At 55.2% G+C, this 21,539-nt stretch carries 20 protein-coding genes; 3 read left to right on the forward strand and 17 right to left on the reverse strand.

The genetic code is table 11. From position 1 onward, the window contains the following. Nucleotides 1–25: 25 nt before the first annotated feature. A complete protein-coding gene (locus AC6HVW_RS18110; protein WP_071682133.1) occupies nt 26–1,027 on the forward strand; it encodes a zinc-binding alcohol dehydrogenase family protein in 1,002 nt (333 codons plus the stop codon). 704 nt (nt 1,028–1,731) lie between these two features. Here the strand turns inward: AC6HVW_RS18110 and nadR are convergent. The 3 genes from nadR to serB are packed head-to-tail and all read right to left on the reverse strand — an operon-like array spanning nt 1,732 to nt 5,409. Continuing rightward, nucleotides 1,732–2,982: a multifunctional transcriptional regulator/nicotinamide-nucleotide adenylyltransferase/ribosylnicotinamide kinase NadR gene (gene nadR, locus AC6HVW_RS18115; RefSeq protein ID WP_037376678.1), complete on the reverse strand. Its 1,251-nt coding sequence runs from the start codon at nt 2,980–2,982 to the stop codon at nt 1,732–1,734. Between the two features lie 57 nt (nt 2,983–3,039). Then, on the reverse strand, nt 3,040–4,428 hold the full coding sequence (gene radA, locus AC6HVW_RS18120) for a DNA repair protein RadA (protein ID WP_021808023.1): 1,389 nt from the start codon (nt 4,426–4,428) through the stop codon (nt 3,040–3,042). Between the two features lie 3 nt (nt 4,429–4,431). After that, complete coding sequence (gene serB, locus AC6HVW_RS18125; protein ID WP_021808022.1) at nt 4,432–5,409, reverse strand: phosphoserine phosphatase; 978 nt, start codon at nt 5,407–5,409, stop codon at nt 4,432–4,434. 200 nt (nt 5,410–5,609) lie between these two features. On the opposite strand from serB, the gene AC6HVW_RS18130 reads away from it, so the two are divergent. Further along, the gene (locus AC6HVW_RS18130) at nt 5,610–6,296 is read left to right on the forward strand and encodes a YtjB family periplasmic protein (RefSeq protein ID WP_021179224.1); all 687 of its coding nucleotides are present in this window, start codon (nt 5,610–5,612) and stop codon (nt 6,294–6,296) included. On the opposite strand, the gene yjjJ is transcribed toward AC6HVW_RS18130, so the two are convergent. The 14 genes from yjjJ to AC6HVW_RS18200 all read right to left on the reverse strand — a co-directional run bounded on the left by yjjJ (nt 6,293) and on the right by AC6HVW_RS18200 (nt 20,341). Then, the gene (yjjJ, locus tag AC6HVW_RS18135) at nt 6,293–7,636 is read right to left on the reverse strand and encodes a type II toxin-antitoxin system HipA family toxin YjjJ (protein WP_059199645.1); all 1,344 of its coding nucleotides are present in this window, start codon (nt 7,634–7,636) and stop codon (nt 6,293–6,295) included. The two genes, AC6HVW_RS18130 and yjjJ, sit on opposite strands and share 4 nt — an antisense overlap. 136 nt (nt 7,637–7,772) lie before the next feature. Beyond that, on the reverse strand, nt 7,773–8,504 hold the full coding sequence (gene deoD / locus AC6HVW_RS18140) for a purine-nucleoside phosphorylase (protein ID WP_021179222.1): 732 nt from the start codon (nt 8,502–8,504) through the stop codon (nt 7,773–7,775). A gap of 66 nt (nt 8,505–8,570) precedes the next feature. Next, nucleotides 8,571–9,794 carry a phosphopentomutase gene (deoB, locus tag AC6HVW_RS18145; RefSeq protein WP_071682500.1) on the reverse strand — a complete coding sequence of 408 codons (1,224 nt, stop codon included), beginning with the start codon at nt 9,792–9,794 and terminating at the stop codon, nt 8,571–8,573. 195 nt (nt 9,795–9,989) lie between these two features. Further along, nucleotides 9,990–11,312, reverse strand: coding sequence for a thymidine phosphorylase (deoA, locus tag AC6HVW_RS18150; RefSeq protein ID WP_071682499.1), 1,323 nt, complete (start codon nt 11,310–11,312; stop codon nt 9,990–9,992). A 229-nt stretch (nt 11,313–11,541) separates the two neighbouring features. Further along, complete coding sequence (deoC, locus tag AC6HVW_RS18155; protein ID WP_037376682.1) at nt 11,542–12,321, reverse strand: deoxyribose-phosphate aldolase; 780 nt, start codon at nt 12,319–12,321, stop codon at nt 11,542–11,544. A gap of 353 nt (nt 12,322–12,674) precedes the next feature. After that, a complete protein-coding gene (locus tag AC6HVW_RS18160; protein ID WP_024485506.1) occupies nt 12,675–13,940 on the reverse strand; it encodes a NupC/NupG family nucleoside CNT transporter in 1,266 nt (421 codons plus the stop codon). Nucleotides 13,941–14,129: 189 nt separating this feature from the next. Next, entirely contained in the window at nt 14,130–14,924 is a 795-nt protein-coding gene (locus AC6HVW_RS18165) for a TatD family hydrolase (RefSeq protein WP_059199643.1), read from the reverse strand. After that, complete coding sequence (locus AC6HVW_RS18170) at nt 14,921–16,018, reverse strand: patatin-like phospholipase family protein (protein WP_071682496.1); 1,098 nt, start codon at nt 16,016–16,018, stop codon at nt 14,921–14,923. The genes AC6HVW_RS18165 and AC6HVW_RS18170 overlap by 4 nt, the downstream gene beginning before the upstream one ends. A 10-nt stretch (nt 16,019–16,028) precedes the next feature. Further along, nucleotides 16,029–16,223 carry a CsbD family protein gene (locus tag AC6HVW_RS18175; RefSeq protein WP_071682495.1) on the reverse strand — a complete coding sequence of 65 codons (195 nt, stop codon included), beginning with the start codon at nt 16,221–16,223 and terminating at the stop codon, nt 16,029–16,031. Nucleotides 16,224–16,280: 57 nt separating this feature from the next. Further along, complete coding sequence (locus AC6HVW_RS18180; RefSeq protein ID WP_004933089.1) at nt 16,281–16,442, reverse strand: DUF1328 domain-containing protein; 162 nt, start codon at nt 16,440–16,442, stop codon at nt 16,281–16,283. A 140-nt stretch (nt 16,443–16,582) separates the two neighbouring features. After that, complete coding sequence (osmY, locus tag AC6HVW_RS18185; RefSeq protein ID WP_021808016.1) at nt 16,583–17,197, reverse strand: molecular chaperone OsmY; 615 nt, start codon at nt 17,195–17,197, stop codon at nt 16,583–16,585. A 537-nt stretch (nt 17,198–17,734) separates the two neighbouring features. After that, nucleotides 17,735–19,324, reverse strand: coding sequence for a peptide chain release factor 3 (prfC, locus tag AC6HVW_RS18190; protein ID WP_021808015.1), 1,590 nt, complete (start codon nt 19,322–19,324; stop codon nt 17,735–17,737). A gap of 191 nt (nt 19,325–19,515) precedes the next feature. After that, nucleotides 19,516–19,959: a ribosomal protein S18-alanine N-acetyltransferase gene (gene rimI / locus AC6HVW_RS18195; RefSeq protein WP_071682494.1), complete on the reverse strand. Its 444-nt coding sequence runs from the start codon at nt 19,957–19,959 to the stop codon at nt 19,516–19,518. Then, the gene (locus AC6HVW_RS18200; RefSeq protein ID WP_071682493.1) at nt 19,904–20,341 is read right to left on the reverse strand and encodes a DNA polymerase III subunit psi; all 438 of its coding nucleotides are present in this window, start codon (nt 20,339–20,341) and stop codon (nt 19,904–19,906) included. The genes rimI and AC6HVW_RS18200 overlap by 56 nt, the downstream gene beginning before the upstream one ends. 143 nt (nt 20,342–20,484) lie before the next feature. Between AC6HVW_RS18200 and rsmC the strand changes: the two genes are divergently transcribed. Beyond that, nucleotides 20,485–21,528, forward strand: coding sequence for a 16S rRNA (guanine(1207)-N(2))-methyltransferase RsmC (gene rsmC / locus AC6HVW_RS18205; protein ID WP_024527242.1), 1,044 nt, complete (start codon nt 20,485–20,487; stop codon nt 21,526–21,528). Nucleotides 21,529–21,539: the final 11 nt, after the last annotated feature.

Consider the following 21,539-nt stretch of genomic DNA (forward strand, 5'->3'; position numbering starts at 1 on the left):
ACTATTCATGCGAAGGAGCACAATTATGTTAATCAAAGCCATTGCCGTCGATCCGAAAAATCCAGCCGGTTTTATCGAGATCGCCCCAGAAAAACCCGCACCGGGTCAATACGATCTGCTAGTGGAAGTGAAAGCCGTTTCCGTCAACCCAGTCGATACCAAGGTTCATGCTGGCTTGCAAAAAAATGGTTTGCAGCAGCCACGCATTCTCGGCTGGGATGCCAGCGGCGTGGTGCTCGAAGTGGGCAGCAGCGTCAGCGGGTTCAAACCCGGCGATGAGGTGTGGTATGCCGGGGATATTACCCGTCCAGGCAGCAACAGCACCCATCAGCTGATTGACTCACGTATCGTGGCACATAAACCGGCCAGCCTGGACTGGGCGCAAGCCGCAGCGATGCCGTTGACCGCGCTCACCGCGTGGGAAGCCCTGTTTGAACACCTGAATATTCAGCATGCGGGTGCCGGTAAAACGCTGTTGATCATCGGCGGAGCCGGTGGCGTCGGCTCGCTGGCGATCCCCCTGGCGGCACTGCGTAGCAAGGTGAAAGTCATCGCTACGGCCTCTCGCCCGGAATCGGCCGCCTGGTGCCGCGAACGGGGTGCTGAACTGGTGGTGGATTACCGCGATCTGAAAGGCAACCTGGCTAAGGAAGGGATTGAGAGCGTGGATTATATCCTGTGCCTGAACGATACCGACGGCCACTGGCAAGCCATCAGCGATTTGATCGCCCCACTCGGCCATATCTGCACCATCGTTGAGAACAGCCAACCGCTGGATCAAAATGCGTTGAAGCTGAAAAGCGCGGCGCTGCATTGGGAATTCATGTTCACACGCAGCATGTTCACCACGCCGGATATTGCCCAGCAGGGAGAGATCCTCAAGCAGGTGGCGCAATTGCTCGATGAGGGTAAATTGACCACCACGCTGAGCGAAACGCTGCAGGGGCTGACGGTGGATACGTTGACCGCCGCACACGCCAAGCTGTTGGATGGGCATATGCAGGGTAAGCTGGTGATAACTTACTAAGTTAGTGAAAAAGTCGATTTATCAGGTATTAATAAATTGCTATATACATGATATTTAGCGATGTACCCCTCACCCCAACCCTCTCCCACAGGGAGAGGGAGCTGATAGCCTCTGCTCGTTTGGAAGTGAAGAGAACATCTTGGCAAACTCGATCGCCTCCCCATCAAAGGTGAGCCACGACAATTTCAAACACACTCGATCGGTGCCCTCACCCTAGGTGAGTCACTACAATTTCAAACACACTCGATCGGTACCCTCATCCAAGGTGAGTCACGACAATTTCAAACACACTCGATCGGTGCCCTCATCCAAGGTGAGTCACTACAATTTCAAACACACTCGATCGGTACCCTCATCCAAGGTGAGTCACTACAATTTCAAACACACTCGATCGGTACCCTCATCCAAGGTGAGTCACTACAATTTCAAACACATTCGATCGGTGCCCTCATCCAAGGTGAGTCACGACAATTTCAAACACACTCGATCGGTACCCTCATCCAAGGTGAGTCACTACAATTTCAAACACACTCGATCGGTTCCCTCATCCAAGGTGAGTCACGACAATTTCAAACACACTCGATCGGTGCCCTCATCCAAGGTGAGTCACTACATTTTCAAACACACTCGATCGGTCCCCTCTCCCTGTGGGAGAGGGTTAGGGTGAGGGGCACTACATCGCTACTACACCGGCATTTACCCGCCTAAAACTTTACCAAGCGGCTCGCGTCCGCCGCCAGTAGTTGCTGCACCAGCTCGACACAGCGCAAGAAGCGCTCCTCGTAATCGCTCGACTCTACGTGAGCATATTCGATGTTATTGGCGTGCAGCATCTCTTCCAACAAATATTGAAACGCCTTGCGATCGACCGGGCTACCCAGGCTGCGCAAGCCGTCGGCCACCCAAGGGGTATTGTTCTCCAGCAGGATCACCAGATCGAAACGGTATTCGTCGATCAACGCCTGAACGAACGGATGCTCCCGCCCTTCATACTTTTTACAGAACGCCTGCGTGGTGACAAAGTCGGTGTCGATAAACGCCACTTTATTGGCGTATTTCACCGCAAAATCCACGTACTGGGCCTGCCCAAGCGCGATCTTGTCATAGTCGGAATACTGCAACGCCATCTCGTCACCCCCGAGATGGGAGAAGACGTAGTCACGGCCATATTCCCAGGCGCTGGTGGTGTTGAAGATGTTCGCCAGCTTGTTGACCAGCGTTGACTTACCGCTAGACTCACCGCCCAAGATCGCCACCGTGCGCACAAAGAACGGCTTCACTTCGGTCGGAATGTAGTCCCAATAGCGGAACGGATCCTGACGGATCTGGCTGCCGCTGATATTCATAAAAGAGCGTTCGGGATCCACCAGGATGGTTTCAATCCCCAGATGTTCGCGGTAACGAGGGGCATCCAGCTCTTCGCTGGAATAGATAAAGCTCGGGACGATGCCCTTTTGCTCCATAAAGCTCTTCACGCCGTTGCTCCACACGTCCCAGCCGTGCGGGTAAGGTTCGATGCCCTTTTCGTCGAAAGAATGAATATGGATATTTTTCTGGTATTTAAAGGTCTGCAACAGCCAGCGCAGACGATCGCTAACCGTCGGCTGCTGTGACATGGAGCTGTTCTCGAACAGCAACAGATCGCGCGGTTCATCGTGGCACAGGATCACATGCAGCTCGTCAACCTGGCTACAGGCGCGCTGGATTAGATAGATATGGCCAGTATGCAGCGGGTAAAATTTACCAAACACCACGCCGACTTTCTTCTCCCGGCGCGGGAACTCCAGCCCCAGGAAACGGTGCAGGGCCTCCAGCTTCTGCGCGCTCGGGCTTTTGATTTTGTCATTCAACAGCTGGCTGAGGTAGCCTTTAGTCATGCTACTGGCATCAGCTACCTGCTGTAAGGTACATCCCTGTTGCTTAATCGCTGCCTTGAGGTAATCGAACTGCCGCATAAACCCTCCCGTTTATTATGCTAAACAAAATAGCATATTCCGCGCAGCGGGCGGCAATTAATAAAACTGTTCCAGCACGTCCAGCGCATCCGCCAGCTTCTTGACGCCGAACACCTGCATATTGGCCGGTGGTTTCTTCGGCACGTTGGCATGTGGCACTATCGCCCGCTTGAAACCGTGTTTGGCCGCTTCAGAGATACGCTCCTGGCCGCTTGGCACCGGGCGGATTTCCCCAGCCAGCCCCACTTCGCCAAACACCACCAGATCGTTAGGCAATGGGCGGTCGCGCAGGCTGGAGACCAGCGCCAGCAGCAACGCCAGATCGGCACTGGTTTCGCTAACCTTGACGCCGCCTACCACGTTGACAAAAACGTCTTGGTCGGACATCTGCAAGCCACCGTGGCGATGCAGCACCGCCAACAGGATCGCCAAACGATTCTGTTCCAGGCCCACGGCAACGCGGCGTGGGTTTGACATCATCGAATGATCGACCAGCGCCTGGATCTCAACCAGCAGTGGCCTGGTACCTTCCCAGACCACCATCACCGAACTGCCAGAGGTCACTTCATCGCCCCGGCTGAGGAAGATCGCGGAAGGGTTACTCACCTCACGCAGCCCCTGCTCGGTCATGGCGAACACGCCCAGCTCATTGACCGCACCAAAACGGTTTTTATGGCTGCGCAGCGTACGGAAACGGGAATCGGCATCGCCATCCAGCAACACCGAACAGTCGATACAGTGTTCGAGGACTTTTGGCCCGGCTAGCGAGCCATCTTTGGTCACGTGGCCAACCATTACGATCGCCACGCCACGAGTTTTGGCAAAGCGGGTGAGATAGGCCGCCGTTTCACGCACCTGCGCCACGCTGCCTGGCGATGACTGGATATCCGCCATATGCATGACCTGGATCGAGTCGATCACCATCAGCCGTGGTTGCTCCTGCTCGGCGATCAGGCAGATCTGCTCGATGCTGGTTTCCGACAGCATGTTAAGGCCGCCGGTGGGCAACCCAAGACGATGGGCACGCATCGCGACCTGTTGCAGCGACTCTTCACCGGTGACGTACAGGGTTTTCATCTGCTCGGCGAGTTTGCACAGCACCTGCAACAGCAGCGTACTTTTCCCCGCGCCGGGGTTACCGCCGATCAGGATCGCACTGCCCGGCACCACGCCGCCGCCCAGTACGCGGTCAAATTCCAGAAAGCCGGTAGAGAAACGCGGTAGCTCTTGCAGACTGATGTCCGAAAGCTTCTGCACCTTGCTGATACCGGCATCGCCCGCATAGCCGCTTAAACGCTCGCTACGAGCAGCGGAAGAGGAGACTGAAGCCAGGCGCACTTCTGTAATGGTGTTCCAGGCCTGACAGGCACTGCATTGCCCCTGCCAGCGCGGATAATCAGCGCCGCATTCATTACAGACAAATGCCCGCTTTACTGCTTTTGCCACAGCTTACCTCACATCGTGTTTCAAACTGCCGCAGAGCACACAGAGCACTCCCAGCAGATCGGCATGGCGGATCGAGACCTGCGCCTTCTCATAGACCTTAGGCTTCGCGTGATAGGCAATACCCAGCCCGGCCACCTGCATCATTTTCAAATCGTTGGCACCGTCGCCGATCGCTACGGTTTGCTGCGGTGGGATCCCCAGCTTCTCTGCCAGCGCCACCAAAGTATCGGCCTTGAACTGCGCATCCACGATCGGCCCCAGCACCTCGCCGGTCAGCTTACCGTCGCGGATCTCCAGTTCATTGGCGGCCACGGCCACCAACTTGAGCTTGTCACGCAGGTACTCGGCATAATAGGTAAAGCCGCCGGAGGCAATGGCGACGTGCCAGTCGAGCGCCTGCAGCTTGCGCACCAGGCTGGTCAACCCAGGCATCAACGGCAATTCATCACGCACCTGCTTGAGGATATTGGCATCAGCCCCTTTCAACGTACCCACGCGTTGGCGCAGGCTAGCGGTGAAATCGAGTTCGCCACGCATCGCGCGTTCGGTCACTTCACTGACCTGCTCGCCCACCCCGGCCAACTTGGCGATTTCGTCGATGCACTCAATCTGGATCGCCGTCGAGTCCATATCCATCACCAACAGACCCGGCTTGCGCAGGTTAGGGATTTTGCCCAGTGGAGCAACGTCTAACCCGCTTTCGTTCGCCAACAGTTTGGCGCGCGCAGTTAGCGTGCCCGCCAGGCGAACCACCTGATAATCTTCCACCGCCCAGGCCGTCACGATCACCATCGCGGCACCCAGCTTGCGCTGGAACTGAGTAATACGCTCTTTATCCAGTTCTCTGCCATATAGTAGCCAACCGGTGTGGCCCGCCCGATAGTCCAGCGGCATGACTTCGTCACCGCTCAACGAAAGAGGCAACCCCGGCCATTGAGAGATCTCAGCGGGGAGATCGCAATAGGTCAGACTATTTGGCATCCTTAACTCCTGAATAACACTGCATGATAAAACGACGCATCAAGCTATCCTATCGCCATTGCTTCTGGCAACATATTACCCTATGAATCTCTAGTTGGCCGCTCTAGCGCATCGATGCGCTCGCGGTATTGGTACATCCCGGTACCGCACAGCCAGGTGGTCAATCGTGACTCCCGGATGACCGCCCTAAAGGAAGCCTAATGGCTAAAGCTAAACTGAAATTCCGCCTGCATCGCACCGCGATTATCCTGATTTGCCTGGCGTTGCTGGTGCTGTTGATGCAAGGTGCCTCCTATTTTAGCCTGAGCCACCAAATGGCGCGATCGGAACAGGTCGAAGAATTGGCACAAACCTTGACCAAGCAGGTGGCTTTTAGCCTGACTCCGCTGATGGATGGCGACAGCGACATAGACAATCAGCAGGTTGAGCGCATTCTCACGCAGTTGACCGATCACAGCCGTATTCTGGACGCCAGCGTCTATCAATTGGACGGCACCCTGATCGCCCATTCCGGCGAGCAGATTAGCGTGCGCGATCGCCTGGCGCTGGATGGCAAACGCGCGGGTAGCTACTTCAACCACCAGCTTGTCGAGTCAATCCAGGGCAAAGATGGCCCGCTGGGCTTTATCCGCGTAACGCTGGATACCCACGTACTGGCCACCGAATCCAAACAGGTGGATAACACCACCAACCTGCTGCGCCTGATGATCCTGTTGGCACTGGCCATCGGCATTATTTTGGCCCGTACCCTGTTGCAAGGCCGCCGCAGCCGCTGGCAGCAGTCGCCATACCTGCTAACCGCCAACACGCCGCTGGCAGAAGGTAACACGGTAGATGATGGTGATGACGAGAAACCGGCAGAGCAGGAAGAGACAAAGAAAGATTAAGCCAAGCGCTGAATACGATCGTTCAGCGTCTGAAGCTGTACCCGCATTTGAGCAGCAATGGCCCGGAACGATTCGCTGATCTGCGGATGTTGTGCCGTACGCTGCCAGAATTCAACCGCCATCAACTCGGCCTGCCGCCAAATGGGGCCGTTGACCTCATTGCCCAATCTGATTTCCACCGCTGTTTTTCGCATATTACCGCTATTGGCAGGGGCAAACGCCATCGGCAACATGTCATACAACGGAGCCAATACCATCGGCCACTGCTCCGTACGCAGGAACGATAGATTCCCCTGGTGCATATCGCTATTGGCGATCAGCCTGCCAAATGCCCAATATAGACCGATTGTTTTCCAGGTTTGATGATCGATGATCCCCTGCTGCAATAGCTTTTCCGCTGCGGTGACCCAGTTAGCCCCGCCGCTGCCGCTAAACTCGGCATCCAACGCTTCCAGTGAAACCAGAGCGACTCTCCCATGTTCACCAATACGATCAAATCGTTCGATCTCCAAAAAACACTGTTGGTTATCGCCAAACAGCACCTTTGTCGGTGCGGAACACAACCCGGCCTCTGCAACCACTTGTAATGCCAATGACTCTGCGATTAGCAAATCGCTCCAGCGTTGCGCAATGGCGTTGTCCGGTACCGTACTGAACTTCACCAACACATGACTTCGGCGGCCTCCCGACAGTTCGGCATAGGCACTAAACTTGGGCTGCTCGCCACCGGCAGAAGAACCAATCAGTTCCCCCGCTAATGCGCGTGCAGACAGCGTAGCGTAATACTTGGCCTTGCCCGCCATCGGTACCGGGATTTCAGCCGCACGCGTTAACCAACGCTGATAACTCTCTGCACCCGGCAACAGATCGCCACTCATATCCTCACCATAATGACAAAGCGCTACCAGGCGCTGTTCTTCATTCCATTGCAGAACGTCTTCCGGCAACTTTAGCTGCCGTGCAACGGCTTTCCCCCAGGCGCGGCCAAGAAAACCTACCGGGCGCAGATCGTTCAGATACCAAGGCAAACCATCATACAACTGCCACTTACCGCTTTGTTCATCGAACACCGCGCAGCTGTCTGCCGGATAGAGGGAATAGAGCGTGGCAAACAGATGCGCCTTACCCAGCTTATCGATTTGATACAGTGGGAAATTCGACTCACCAGCCACCTCCCGCCTGAGCGCATAACGCGTGGATCTGCCTTTGTCGATGACCAGAACCGATCTTGCCAAATCGCGGATACGGCGCGACAGCGTGGGTTGGCTGATCCCCAATGCGGCAGTCAGTTCCCGGGAAGAAGCGGGTCCATTACGCAGAATTTTTTCGACTGTGCTCATCGCTGAATAGATTAGTGAATAGATAGATGAATAGAGTAATAGCGCTAATTAGCGGAAAGGTAAAGAATTAGCTAGAAAGGTTGGTATAAGGGTGAATAGATAAAATGGGGCGCAGCGTGCTGCGCCCGCAAGGTCATTACGCTTTGTCGCCCAGCAGGACAGATTCCAGCGCGATAACGATCATCTCGTTAAAGGTGGTCTGACGCTCAGCAGCAGTGGTCTGCTCGTGACGCAGGATATGGTCGGAAACAGTGCAGATGGTCAACGCCGTGCTACCAAACTCTTCATACAGCTCTGCGGCCACGCCGTAGATGCCTGCCGCTTCCATCTCTACGCCCAGGATGCCGTACTTCTTCATCACCTGGAACATATCCGGATCTGGCGTGTAGAACAGATCGGCGGAGAAGATGTTACCCACGCGTGCAGGGATGCCCTGAGCAGCCGCTGCGTCAACCGCATTACGCACCATGTCGAAATCCGCAATGGCCGCATAGTCGTGGCCTTTGAAGCGCATACGGTTAACCTGGGAATCGGTACAAGCCCCCATGCCAATCACCACATCACGCAGTTTGACGTCATCACGCACGGCGCCACAAGAGCCGACACGGATGATTTTCTTCACGCCAAACTCGGCAATCAGTTCACGCGCATAGATAGAGCAGGATGGGATGCCCATGCCGTGGCCCATTACCGAGATTTTACGACCTTTATAGGTGCCGGTGAAACCCAACATGCCGCGCACGTTGTTCACTTCCACCGCGCCTTCCAGGAAGGTTTCTGCGATGTATTTTGCCCGCAGCGGATCCCCCGGCATCAGCACTACGTCAGCGAAATCACCCATCTCAGCATTAATATGTGGCGTTGCCATAATCACTTCCCTCAATTCATTGAAATAAAGACGCTGGCATCAAGGCCAGCGTCATTAAAAGCGGTATTAAAGCATGGATTTGCCGTAATCCATCGGCGACACGCCAAAATAGCTGGCGACGGTCTGGCCGATGTCGGCGAAGGTTTCGCGATGCCCCAGCGAGCCTGGTTTGACTTTCGGGCCATAGACCAGAACCGGGATGTGCTCACGGGTGTGGTCGGTGCCTGGCCAGGTCGGGTCGCAGCCGTGGTCAGCGGTGAAGATGATGATGTCATCCCCTTTCACCAGCTTCAGCAGCTCTGGCAGACGGCGGTCGAACAGCTCCAGCGCGGCAGCATAGCCAGCCACGTCACGGCGGTGGCCGTAAGAGGAGTCGAAATCAACAAAGTTGGTGAACACGATGGTGTTGTCACCGGCTTTTTCCATCTCGATCAAGGTGGCGTCGAACAGGGCGTCGATCCCGGTAGCTTTCACCTTCTTGGTGATCCCTACGTTGGCATAGATATCGGCAATCTTACCGATGGAAACCACTTCGCCACCCTTCTCATCTACCAGCTTTTTCAGCACGGTTGGAGCCGGGGGTTCCACGGCCAGATCGTGACGGTTACCGGTACGCTGGAACTCACCTGGCTTATTCCCCAGGAACGGACGGGCAATCACACGGCCGATGTTGTAGCCACCTTCGGTCAACTCTTCACGAGCGATCTCACACAGCTCGTACAGGCGATCCAGGCCGAAAGTCTCTTCATGGCAGGCAATCTGGAACACCGAGTCCGCAGAGGTGTAGAAAATCGGCTTGCCGGTTTTCATATGCTCTTCGCCCAGTTGATCCAGGATCACGGTACCGGATGAATGGCAGTTACCGAGGTAGCCTGGCAGGTTGGCACGCGCCACCAGCTTGTCCAGCAGTTCCTGCGGGAAGCTGTTGTGCTCGTCCGAGAAATAGCCCCAGTCGAACAAGACTGGCACACCGGCAATTTCCCAGTGACCTGATGGCGTATCTTTACCGGAGGAAAGCTCGCTGGCATGGCCGTAAGCACCAATGATTTCAGCGTCTTTATCCAACCCTTCCGGGAACTTACCGGTTGATTCTTCCGCCGCTTTGCCCAAGCCCAAACGGCTCAGGTTTGGCAGGGTCAGCGGGCCGCTACGGCCCACGTTGGCTTCGCCGCGCGCACAGGCAGCAGCGATATGGCCAAGGGTATCGGAACCTTCATCACCAAAGCTTTTGGCATCTTCACTCGCGCCAATGCCGAATGAGTCTAATACCATAATAAACGTACGTTTCATCATACTCTCCTGCGTATTCACGCTGATACCCTGCGTCTTTCAAGCTACAGCGTTGTTGGCTGCGTGCGCTCACCCCAGTCACTTACTTAAGTAAGCTCCTGGGGATTCACGCACTTGCCGCCTAGCTGTAGCTCGAAATCCATTGGGTATAAACAGTCACAAAATTCAAAACTGCCATTGAACGTTTAAAAAATGTTATTGAGAGATGCGTTTGTAAACCACCGGCGTGACTTCTGGCGCTTTGTCGCCCAGAACCATCGCGCTGCGTACCGCATCTGCCGCCTGCTGCCAGCTTTCTTCGTCGTTGGCATGGATAACCGCCAATGGACGCTGCGTATCGACAGTGTCGCCCAGGCGGGCCACATCGGTCAGGCCCACGCTGTAGTCGATGCTGTCGGTCGCACGACGACGGCCACCGCCCAGTGACACCACCGCCATACCCAGAGCACGGGTATCCATCGCGGTAATGATACCTGGTTTCTCGGCATAAACCGGCTTGGTTAACGTCGCGGCTGGCAGATAGCTGTCGTAACGCTCGATAAAATCGCTTGGGCCTTTCTGTGCCGCCACCATGCGGCCAAAGATTTCCGCCGCTTTGCCGTTATCCAGCACCGCCTGCAGTTTGGCACGAGCGTCAGCATCGTCGGTAGCCAGGCCGCCAGACAGCAGCATTTCCACGCTCAACGCCATGGTCACTTCCAGCAGACGCGGATTGCGATATTCCCCGGTCAGGAAGCGTACCGCTTCACGCACTTCGACCGCATTACCGGCGCTGGAAGCCAGCACCTGGTTCATATCGGTCAACAGCGCGGTAGTCTTGCAACCGGCACCATTCGCAACGCCCACGATCGCCTGCGCCAGATCGTCAGAAAGCTGGTAGGTCGGCATAAAGGCACCGCTGCCAACCTTCACGTCCATCACCAACGCATCCAGCCCTTCGGCCAGTTTCTTAGCCAGAATAGAACCGGTGATCAGCGGAATGGAGTCGACGGTAGCGGTGATATCGCGCGTCGCGTAGAAACGCTTGTCTGCCGGAGCCAGTGAACTGGTCTGGCCGATAATCGCCACGCCAACGTCTTTGATGATCTTACGGAACGCGTTGTCATCCGGGAAAATATCAAAACCAGGGATCGCTTCCAGTTTGTCCAGCGTACCGCCAGTGTGGCCCAGACCACGGCCTGAAATCATCGGTACGTAGCCGCCACAGGCTGCCACCATCGGGCCAAGCATCAGCGAAGTCACGTCGCCCACGCCGCCGGTAGAGTGTTTATCCACAATAGGGCCGTTCAGCGACAGGCTTTTCCAGTCCAGCACCGTGCCGGAATCACGCATTGCCATGGTCAGCGCCACACGCTCTGGCATGGTCATGTCGTGGAAATAGATGGTCATCGCCAGCGCAGCAATCTGCCCTTCTGACACCACGTTATCGCGAATGCCGTTAATGAAGAAGCGGATCTCAGCTTCGCTCAACGGTTGCCCGTCACGTTTTTTACGGATTATTTCTTGTGCCAAGAACAAAGTAGCCCCCTGTTTTAGCTGATATTAGGAAGACTCGACATACCATAGGGAAGCGTTATCCACGCTGTAGTATCCGCAAGAAAACAGTATGCCGCGAGATACCCAATGGATTTCAAGTTGTAGCTAGGCGGCAAGAACGTAAATCCCCAGGAGCTTATACATCATAAGTGACTGGGGTTTACGTTCGCAGCCAACAACGCTACGGCTTGAAAGACGAAGGGTATGAAAATCAGTAACCGTTACCAGCGGCTTGGGTGCTATGCCCCAGCGTGGTCAGCAGGCTGGCTAACAGGCTCGAAGCACCAAAGCGGAAGTGGCGCGCATCGGCCCAGTCTTCTCCCAGCAGACGCCCGGCAAGTTGCAGATACTGTTGAGCATCTTCAGCGGTACGCACGCCACCGGCTGGCTTGAAGCCAACGGTTTTGCCTACGCCCATATCACGGATCACGGTCATCATCAGCTCAGCGCTTTCCAGCGTGGCGTTGACCGGCACCTTACCGGTAGAGGTCTTGATAAAATCAGCCCCAGCCTTGATAGAGATCTCGGAGGCTTTACGGATCAGTTCCGCCTGCTTCAGCTCACCGGTTTCGATGATCACTTTCAGCAGCACGTTGGCAGCGGCGCAGGCCTGCTTGCACTGTTTGACCAGCTCAAACCCGACTTCCTCGTTACCGGCCATCAGGGCACGGTAAGGGAATACCACGTCAACTTCATCGGCACCGTAGGCGATGGCCGCACGGGTTTCTGCCACGGCGATGTCGATATCATCATTGCCATGGGGGAAGTTGGTGACGGTGGCGATACGGATATCTGGCGTCCCCTGCTCACGCAGCGTTTTGCGGGCAATCGGGATAAAACGCGGATAGATGCAGATGGCGGCAGTATGGCCTGCCGGGCTGTTCGCCTGACGACACAACGCGATCACTTTCTCGTCGGTGTCATCTTCGTTCAGTGTGGTTAAATCCATCAGGTTCAGCGCGCGTTGCGCTGCTGCGGTTAATTCGGTCATAAAACTCTCCAACTGAGCATTCTGATGTTGGCGAGCGGACTTGGTTCCTTGAAGATAGCGCGCGGGATAGTCTTCCCACGCCAGCAACTGAGATCCTTCTCACCGCACATAGCCCTTCGATTTTCGCATAGCCAGCAATCGCCATTTGAACACGATCACTCTGGCATATTTGTGTTCTGATTCACACTACACAGGATAGCACTGTAACAGGACTGAATTATATGTGAAGATCATCACAAAATAACGCGATATTGTTCACAAATTCACTAAAGAGACGTCGGTCATCAGGCGAATGCCCTGTTGGCAGGCAACCAGGCCCCTTCAGGAGCCTGGTTGTTGATACCAAGTATAGCTTACAACGCCAGGAAGAATCCGGCGATGGTGGCACTCATCAGGTTGGATAAGGTACCGGCTGCCACCGCTTTCAACCCGAAACGAGCAATGTCGTGACGACGGCCTGGTGCCATGCTGCCTAGACCACCCAGCAGGATCGCTACGGAAGACAGGTTGGCAAACCCACACAGCGCGAAGGAGATGATCGCCTTGGTGTGCTGTGACAACACCTGTAGACCCTCAGCAGCCACCACGTCATCTGGACGCAGGTAGGCACCAAAGTTCATGTAGGCCACGAATTCGTTAACGATCACCTTCTGCCCGATAAACGAACCGGCCACCATCGCTTCACTCCAAGGCACACCAATCAGGAACGCGATTGGCGAGAACACCCAGCCCAGGATCAGTTCCAGCGACAACTGTGGGAAATCGAACCAGCCACCAATACCGCCAAGAATACCGTTAAGCAGCGCGATCAGAGCGATAAATGCCAACAGCATCGCCCCCACGTTCAGTGCCAGTTGCATGCCAGATGCCGCACCAGAAGCAGCAGCGTCGATGACGTTTGCCGGGCGCTCGTCTTCGGCGATCAGCTTCATCGCATCGGCTCGGTCTTGGGTATTTTCGGTTTCCGGCACCATCAATTTGGCAAACAGCAGCCCACCCGGCGCGGCCATAAAGGATGCGGCGATCAGGTATTCCAACGGTACGCCCATCTGGGCATAGCCCGCCAGCACTGAACCGGCTACCGAAGCCAGGCCGCCGCACATGACGGCAAACAGCTCCGACTGGGTCATGGTGGCGATATAAGGGCGCACTACCAGCGGCGCTTCGGTCTGCCCCACAAAAATGTTGGCCGTGGCTGACAGCGATTCCGTCCGCGAAGTACCCAACAGCTTATGTAAACCACCGCCGAGGAGCTTGATTACCACCTGCATGATGCCCAGGTAATAGAGCACCGCAATCAGCGAGGAGAAGAACACAATCACCGGTAACACGCGCAGGGCGAACACGAAGCCGCCACCGCCGAACACTTCAAACATTTTGTCGGAAACCAGGCCCCCAAAGATGAAAGAGATGCCCTCGTTACCGTAAGCGATGACGTTTGCCACCCCTTCCGACATGCCACCAAGAATACGTCGCCCGATCGGGACATAGAGCACCAGCGCGCCAATGCCAATCTGGATGATAAACGCGCCGAGTACGGTACGCAGTTTAATAGCGCGCCGGTTGCTGGAAAGCAGCACCGCAATGGCGATCAAGACCACCATACCGACCAGGCTCATGAAGAGTTGCATACGAATATGTCCCTGTTGCGAAGAAGAAATGCCCCCGGCCCGCAGGATAAAACGGGTTGCCCAAGGGCGATAATGGGACGCAATTATACTGAGCGAGGCGGGATGAGACTCGTTTTATGTCACAAATATATACAAGTGGAAGTAACTGAAAATCACACAACGTGATTCAAATCACATTTAAAGTGAGAGGTACGGATCTAATGCAAACAGGGATTGGCTATTTTGTTGTAGCTGTTCGGCAATGTCGTCGGCAGATTCAGGCCGCAGTTGGCAGAGTACCTGAAATACCTCCGCAGCCCGTTCAGGTCGGTTCGGCTGCCCTTGATAACCCGCCAACGGCATGTCCGGCGCATCGGTTTCCAGCAACAGCGAGGTCAACGGCAACTGCGCCATCACCTGGCGGGTTTTCTGCGCCCGCTCGTAGCTGATCGTGCCGCCTACACCAATGTAATAACCGAGGCGAATAAAGGCCTGCGCCTGAGCCAGACTGCCAGCAAAGCCATGCACCACACCACGGCGCGGCACCTCGGTACGACGCAATGCGGCAGCTAACTGATCGTGGCTACGGCGAGAGTGCAGGATCACCGGCAGATCATACTGCTTTGCCAGCTTCAGCTGTGCTTTGAGCAACGCCTGTTGGCGTTCAAACTGCGGCTCGGCCATATACAGATCCAACCCTATCTCCCCCACCGCGACCAGCTTCTGCGGCTTACTGGCCAGAAAACCTGCCAGTTGTTCGAGCTGCTCATCATGGTGTTGGGCGATATACAGTGGGTGTAACCCCAGCGCGGCAAACAACGGAGTATGTTCGCGCGCCAGTTTGAGAATACGCACAAAGCGATCGGCCGTTACCGCTGGCACAATAATTTGCTGCACCCCAGCTTGCGCGGACAGTGCCAGGCTCGCTTGCTCATCCCCGCTAAAAGGCGGGAAATCAAAGTGGCAATGGGTATCCGTAAAGGCGTAACTCACAGCACATCTCCGTCACCTGGCAGGATGATTTTTGGTGGCAGTTCAGGTTGCACGGCATGGCCCTGCGGGTTAAGCACATCGGTAATAATCGGCGAAGGCATCCGCACGGTTTCCGGCTGGATCAGACGACGGGAAAGTGATGTTGTTACCGTCATGCCATCGTTCTTTTCCTGCTCCAGCAGCCAGTGGCCAACCGTAGCCAGGAAATAGCGCCCACAACGGCGGCCCAGATGGTAATCGCGATTCAGCGCGGGCAAACGGCTGCCGAGCGCATTGCTCGCCAGAGGCTTAGGCGGGAATATTTCGAAGATGCGCAGTTTACCGGGAGGTTTTTCAATAAATTGCTGGATGCGCAAATAGCTCTGCTCATGATGCTGCAACACCCGCACCATTTGCTGCAGGCTGCTTTCACCCAGCCATTGCTCCATGCGTTTCATCCACTTCGGCGTATAAACCATCTGTGAAGGCACGGTGCGGATCACCACGATGGTATCCGCCCCACGGCGATAGGCCTCTTCCACCGGGATGGCATCGCTGATGCCGCCATCCTGATAGCTGATGCCATCCAGCTCTACGCCCATACGATAAAAACCGGGAATGGCGCTGGAGGCCTTGATTGCCGGTAACCAGCTATCCCGTGCCGCAGGGAGATAAACCGGCGTAAAGTCATCGCTGCGGCAGGCGCACATCAGAAATTCACGGCCATCGCCCAACTGTTGCTCCGCCACGTCAAAGGCCAGTGGCAGCTGTTGTGAGGTAATATCCAATAACCAGTCGAGATCGATAAGGTGCCCACCACGCACAAAGCGCAGCGGGTTAAAGAAATTGGCAGAGGTGGTGTAGCGAGTGATCACCCGCCGTGCGTATCCCATCTGGCCACAAACGAATGCCGAGAGATTCTGCGCACCGGCAGAGGTGCCAATCATCAGATCAAAAGGGTTAAAGCGGGCGCGCTGGAATTCATCCAGTACGCCGGCGGTAAAGATACCGCGCTGTCCGCCGCCCTCACACACCAGCGCCATTTTACCGGGCCGGAATGGTTTATACGCCAGGGGTTCTATATTACCGAGCGTGATGGGTATTCTGTATCCCAACCCCGTATCCTCAATGTGGCCGTTTTCCCGAGTTTCCCGAGGATACCTCTTCTTGCTCTCTTCCGTAATCTTCTTGTAATACGCCAGAGAGGCAGTCATTGCTCCCTGCCAGCCACAGGCCGTCATTGCCGGAAAACTCCGCCCATGCCTGCCAAACCTGGCCTTTCAGCTGTTTCCAACGGCCAACAATGATGTCGCTATTCATGACCTGCCTCCTGGCGCAGAGAAAAAGAATCAAGCTTTGTTACAGTTTAGAGAGACGCTAAGGGCGCCGACGGCCGGTAAACAGGCTGACCAGGAACAGAATGATCCCTACCACGAACACGACTTTGGCGGCCCAGGCAGCAGTACCTGCCAACGAACCAAAACCCAGTGCTGCGGCGATCAATGCAATAACTAAAAATATAATGCCCCATCGAAACATAAGCCTCTCCTTACCATGGTGATAAAAATTTCGCGTTTGGCTCGCCCCTGCTGGGTGCGGCTTGAAACTGCGGATTATTCTATTTCTGGTAGTACATCCCAGGCGTTAGCCTGGGAGTTGTTGCTTACTGTTACTGACGATTAAGGTTTTACCGCCAGATCGTTCTTGACGCTTTTCACGCCATCAATGGCTTTGGCAATACTTTCTGCACGGTCAGACTGCGCCTGGGTTTTCACCTCACCGGAAAGCTGTACCACACCATCGGTGGTTTCTACTTTCACGTTGCGTGAAGGCACGATGTCGTCGGCCAGCAGTTTGGCTTTCAGTTCGCTGGTAGTCGCAGTGTCACCGGCATAGGATTTCACCGACTGGGTCGCTTGATCTTTCACGTGCAGCTTATCGCTGACGGATTTGACCCCTTCTACTCGACCTGCAACGTCTACCGCTTTCTCAGCCTGAGCCTGAGTGGCGACAAAACCGCTCAATGTCACCACACCTTTTTCGGTTTCCACCGAGATGTCGGTGCTTTTGATGGCTTTATCGTCAACCAGCGCAGTTTTAACTTTAGCCGTTATGCCGCTGTCATCCATATAGTTGTCGACTTTTTTCATGGAGCTATCGATTTTGGCACCAGTACTATCAACTACGCCTGATGCTTTGTTCATCATGGTCTCTTCAGCCAGGGCTGAACCACTAACCAGTACCGAACCCAAAACGACTGCCATCAGCGAATGTGCAAACTTGGTATTTTTCATCGATCTCTTCCTTCTTGTTGTAGAACCCCAAACTGCTGTGGGCTCTGGTGCCGCCAGAGTGCGGCTAACTCAAATGAATACTTCACGATCTCTATACAATCAAACGTTCACGACCGGACTATTGCTCTACGGTAAGTATACTTGCAATGCCCGTGCCAAGTTAAAAATGCCGTTAAAAATCAACAACAACAAAACAAATGAGCAACAATTAAGCGCAAAACTGTCGTCTATTGGAGACACATGGCGGTTGATTTGGGATCCACATCACTATCTTATTGATATTACTAAGATAGGACTGTCTCCGATCGGCAACACTACCGAATAACTCTCTAAAATATGTGGATACGGTAGTATTTTACGCTCGGATGTCGCTACGCACCCTGATAAATATAGACCATAAGTGAAAATTTGCCGCCAGATCGCGGAAAAATCTTGTTCGGTTTAGAAGAAAGGATTAGTGAGAAGGGTTTAATAATTAGCAGGATGGGGGCTGAAGAAGGAAAACACAGGGCGCTTAGAAGCGCCCTGTTGACGAGATTAATGCTCGCGGGTTTTGCGGAACACCACTTCTGGGTAGCGTTCCTGAGTCAGGTTGAGGTTCACCATGGTTGGTGCGATATACGACAGGTTGTTGCCGCCGTCCAGTGCCAGGTTCAGCTCGCTCTTACGCTTGAACTCTTCGAATTTCTTCACGTCGTCGCACTCGACCCAACGGGCTGTGGAGACGTTCACCGATTCATACAGCGCTTCCACGTTGTATTCGCTTTTCAGACGGGCAACCACCACGTCAAACTGCAGCACGCCGACCGCACCAACGATCAGATCGTTGTTGGCGATTGGGCGGAATACCTGCACTGCCCCCTCTTCCGACAGCTGGACCAGCCCCTTCAACAACTGTTTCTGCTTGAGCGGATCGCGCAAGCGGATACGGCGGAACAGTTCTGGTGCAAAGTTCGGAATACCGGTGAACTTCATATCCTCACCCTGGGTGAAGGTATCGCCGATCTGAATGGTGCCGTGGTTATGCAAGCCAATGATGTCGCCTGGGTAGGCTTCTTCAACGTGCGAGCGGTCACCGGCCATAAAGGTCAGCGCATCGGAGATCACCACGTCTTTGCCGGTACGAACCTGGCGCAACTTCATGCCTTTCTCATAGCGGCCAGACACCACGCGCATAAACGCCACACGGTCGCGGTGTTTAGGATCCATGTTTGCCTGGATCTTGAACACGAAGCCGGTGAATTTCTCTTCCGCGGCGACCACTTCACGGGTATCGGTTTTACGTGGCATTGGCGCAGGCGCCCAGGCCACCAGCCCATCAAGCATATGATCGACACCGAAGTTGCCCAACGCAGTACCGAAGAACACCGGGGTCAGTTCGCCTGCCAGGAAGGCTTCCTGCTCAAACTCATGGGAAGCCCCTTGCACCAGTTCCAGCTCATCACGCAGCTGGGCGGCCAGATCTTCGCCTACGGCAGCATCGAGCTCAGGGTTGTTCAACCCTTTAACGATGCGCACTTCCTGAATGGTGTGGCCTTTACCGGTCTGGTACAGATAGGTTTCATCTTTATAGAGATGGTAAACCCCTTTGAACAGCTTGCCACAGCCGATCGGCCAAGTGATCGGCGAGCAGGCGATTTTCAGTTCGCGCTCAACTTCATCCATCACTTCCATCGGATCGCGGATGTCACGGTCAAGTTTGTTCATGAAGGTCAGGATCGGCGTATCACGCAGGCGGGTAACTTCCATCAGCTTGCGGGTACGATCTTCAACGCCTTTTGCGGCGTCGATGACCATCAGGCAGCAGTCCACCGCCGTCAGGGTACGGTAGGTATCTTCGGAGAAGTCTTCGTGCCCCGGGGTATCGAGCAGGTTAACCAGGCAGTCACGGTACGGGAACTGCATCACAGAGGTGGTGATCGAGATACCACGTTGTTTTTCCATCTCCATCCAGTCGGATTTGGCGTGCTGGCTCGAGCCACGGCCCTTTACCGTACCGGCGGTCTGGATAGCGTGTCCGAATAACAGCACCTTCTCGGTGATGGTGGTTTTACCCGCATCGGGGTGCGAGATAATGGCGAAAGTTCTTCTTTTCGCAACTTCGCGGGCGAATTCACTAGGAGACATGTTTTTCACGTTTCTATGGTTAGTCCGCCCTGCTCATCATCACAACACGCCAATCGCGGCGCCAGGCAAAGCGGTAATAAAAAGATAGTAGCCGAGTATTTTCGCTGATTTACCAACCGGTGACAATCAATGGTTTCTTCGGCATAAGATAATGGCAGGCCAAATCGGCTGCACAAGGGAACTATAAGTCGCTACCCCAGCGGCAGCGCCATAACGATCGCGTCTTCGCGGCCACTGGCTGCGGGGTAATAGTTGCGGCGCACCGTCACTTCATTGAAGCCAAGGTCTTCGTAGAGCGCTATCGCACCGCGGTTGGAGGCTCGAACCTCCAGCCACAGAGTGACCACACCACGTGCTTCTAATTGCTCGATCACGGCAGTCAGCAAAGTGCGGCCAAAGCCTCGGCGCTGCCAGCTTGGATGGATGGCAATATTAAACAGCGTGGCTTCGTCCAGCACGATTTGGGTAATGGCAAAACCCGCCATTTGCCCTTCAGCTTCCAGTTTCAGGTTAAGGTAACGTTCACCCTGATTGCTGGCTAGCGTCGCCTCGGTCCAGGGAAACGCATGGCTGGCTTGTTCAATCTTGAAGGCTGTGGCCAGATCGGCCGCTGTCAGGGTAGAAATGCTGTTCATGATGACAAATCTGCTGCCAGAGTGCGCGTTTCGCACTCGCATCTTGAGAAAGCTCGGCCAGCGCCGGGCTATGTAGCTGCGCGCCGGCCACCGCTAACGGCTCCGTGACGCCCAACCGCCAACTGTTGCACTCGGTATCTTGTGGCAGCATCGCTACCTGATCCGGTGTCAGACCATAGGTTTGTGCTGCTGTCAGCCCCAGGCTGCGCAGCACGTCACAAAACAGCGGGTCGTGCTGGTCTGGCAATGTCTGTGCCACCACCAGCAGGCGCACGTTCGGGGGCACGCTTACCGCCACCTCCCCCTGCAACACTCCAGGGCGGCGTAATGTCCACTGCGTAATCCCCAGCTGTTGTAACAACCAGTCGCGTTTTGATGCCATGCCGATCCCCGTGTGTGACGCACCCTACCTGCCCTATGCCGCGCTATGCTAACAAACCCACGCAGCCTGCGCCAACAAACCCGTCGAACATCTGGCCACAAAGCTCTATAATCTCCGGCTAAATCTTGAGGAGCCGAAAACTGATGTCTGCATTAACCCCCGCCAGTGAAGTCATGCTGCGCCACAGTGATGAATTTATGGAACGCCGCGTGCTGTTTGCCGGCGATCTGCAGGATACCCTGCCGGCCCAATTCGAGGCCGCGGATGTGCGTGTCCACACCCAGCAATACCATCACTGGCAGTTACTGAACCGGACGATGGGAGAGCATGCACAGTTCGGCCTGACGATCGATCCTGCCTTCGTCGCCGAGTGCGATACGCTGGTGTATTACTGGCCAAAGAGCAAGCAGGAAGCGCAGTTCCAACTGTGCAATATCCTGGCCCTGCTGCCGGTTGGCGCAGAAATTTTTGTCGTCGGTGAAAACCGCAGCGGCGTGCGCAGTGCGGAACAAACCCTGGAAGGCCATGCCACGCTTGCCAAGATCGACAGCGCTCGCCGCTGTGGGTTGTATCATGGCCGCATCGATGTGCAGACCCAGTTTGATCTGGCCGACTGGTGGGAAAGCTATCAGCTGCACGATCTGGAAGTGAAGACGCTGCCTGGCGTGTTCAGCCGTGACGGCCTGGACGTTGGCAGTTCACTGCTGCTCTCCACGCTGGAAAAACACATGAAAGGCAAAGTGCTGGACGTGGGTTGTGGCGCTGGCGTAATGGCTTCGGTGCTGTCTAAACTGTCACCGAAAATGAAGCTGACCCTCAGCGACGTCAACGCCGCAGCCGTAGAATCCAGCCGGGCGACACTGGCTGCCAACGGTATTGAAGGGGAAGTGATCGTCAGTAACGTCTACTCCGACATTACCGGCCGCTTTGACCTGATCATCTCCAACCCACCGTTCCATGACGGCCTGGCCACCAGCCTGACCGCCGCAGAAACGTTGATCCGCGGGGCGTTAAAACACCTGCCAATCGGTGGCCAACTGCGTATCGTCGCCAACGCCTTCCTGCCTTACCCGGATATTCTGGATGCCACCTTCGGCAGCCATGAAGTGTTGGCGCAGAATGGCCGCTTCAAGGTGTACAAAGCCACCGTGGCCCGCCAGCCACGCGATGCGAAGAAGAAAAGGTAGTAGGTCAGGAT

The organism is Serratia sp. NCCP-200 (genome assembly GCF_059697885.1).

Coding starts and splice junctions, on each gene's coding strand:
- AC6HVW_RS18110 (WP_071682133.1), top strand. CDS start 26: ATGTTAATCAAAGCCATTGCCGTCGATCCGAAAAATCCAGCCGGTTTT.
- nadR (WP_037376678.1), bottom strand. CDS start 2,982: ATGCGGCAGTTCGATTACCTCAAGGCAGCGATTAAGCAACAGGGATGT.
- serB (WP_021808022.1), bottom strand. CDS start 5,409: ATGCCAAATAGTCTGACCTATTGCGATCTCCCCGCTGAGATCTCTCAA.
- AC6HVW_RS18130 (WP_021179224.1), top strand. CDS start 5,610: ATGGCTAAAGCTAAACTGAAATTCCGCCTGCATCGCACCGCGATTATC.
- yjjJ (WP_059199645.1), bottom strand. CDS start 7,636: ATGAGCACAGTCGAAAAAATTCTGCGTAATGGACCCGCTTCTTCCCGG.
- deoD (WP_021179222.1), bottom strand. CDS start 8,504: ATGGCAACGCCACATATTAATGCTGAGATGGGTGATTTCGCTGACGTA.
- deoB (WP_071682500.1), bottom strand. CDS start 9,794: ATGAAACGTACGTTTATTATGGTATTAGACTCATTCGGCATTGGCGCG.
- deoC (WP_037376682.1), bottom strand. CDS start 12,321: ATGACCGAATTAACCGCAGCAGCGCAACGCGCGCTGAACCTGATGGAT.
- AC6HVW_RS18160 (WP_024485506.1), bottom strand. CDS start 13,940: ATGAGCCTGGTCGGTATGGTGGTCTTGATCGCCATTGCGGTGCTGCTT.
- AC6HVW_RS18175 (WP_071682495.1), bottom strand. CDS start 16,223: ATGAATAGCGACATCATTGTTGGCCGTTGGAAACAGCTGAAAGGCCAG.
- AC6HVW_RS18180 (WP_004933089.1), bottom strand. CDS start 16,442: ATGTTTCGATGGGGCATTATATTTTTAGTTATTGCATTGATCGCCGCA.
- osmY (WP_021808016.1), bottom strand. CDS start 17,197: ATGAAAAATACCAAGTTTGCACATTCGCTGATGGCAGTCGTTTTGGGT.
- prfC (WP_021808015.1), bottom strand. CDS start 19,324: ATGTCTCCTAGTGAATTCGCCCGCGAAGTTGCGAAAAGAAGAACTTTC.
- rimI (WP_071682494.1), bottom strand. CDS start 19,959: ATGAACAGCATTTCTACCCTGACAGCGGCCGATCTGGCCACAGCCTTC.
- AC6HVW_RS18200 (WP_071682493.1), bottom strand. CDS start 20,341: ATGGCATCAAAACGCGACTGGTTGTTACAACAGCTGGGGATTACGCAG.
- rsmC (WP_024527242.1), top strand. CDS start 20,485: ATGTCTGCATTAACCCCCGCCAGTGAAGTCATGCTGCGCCACAGTGAT.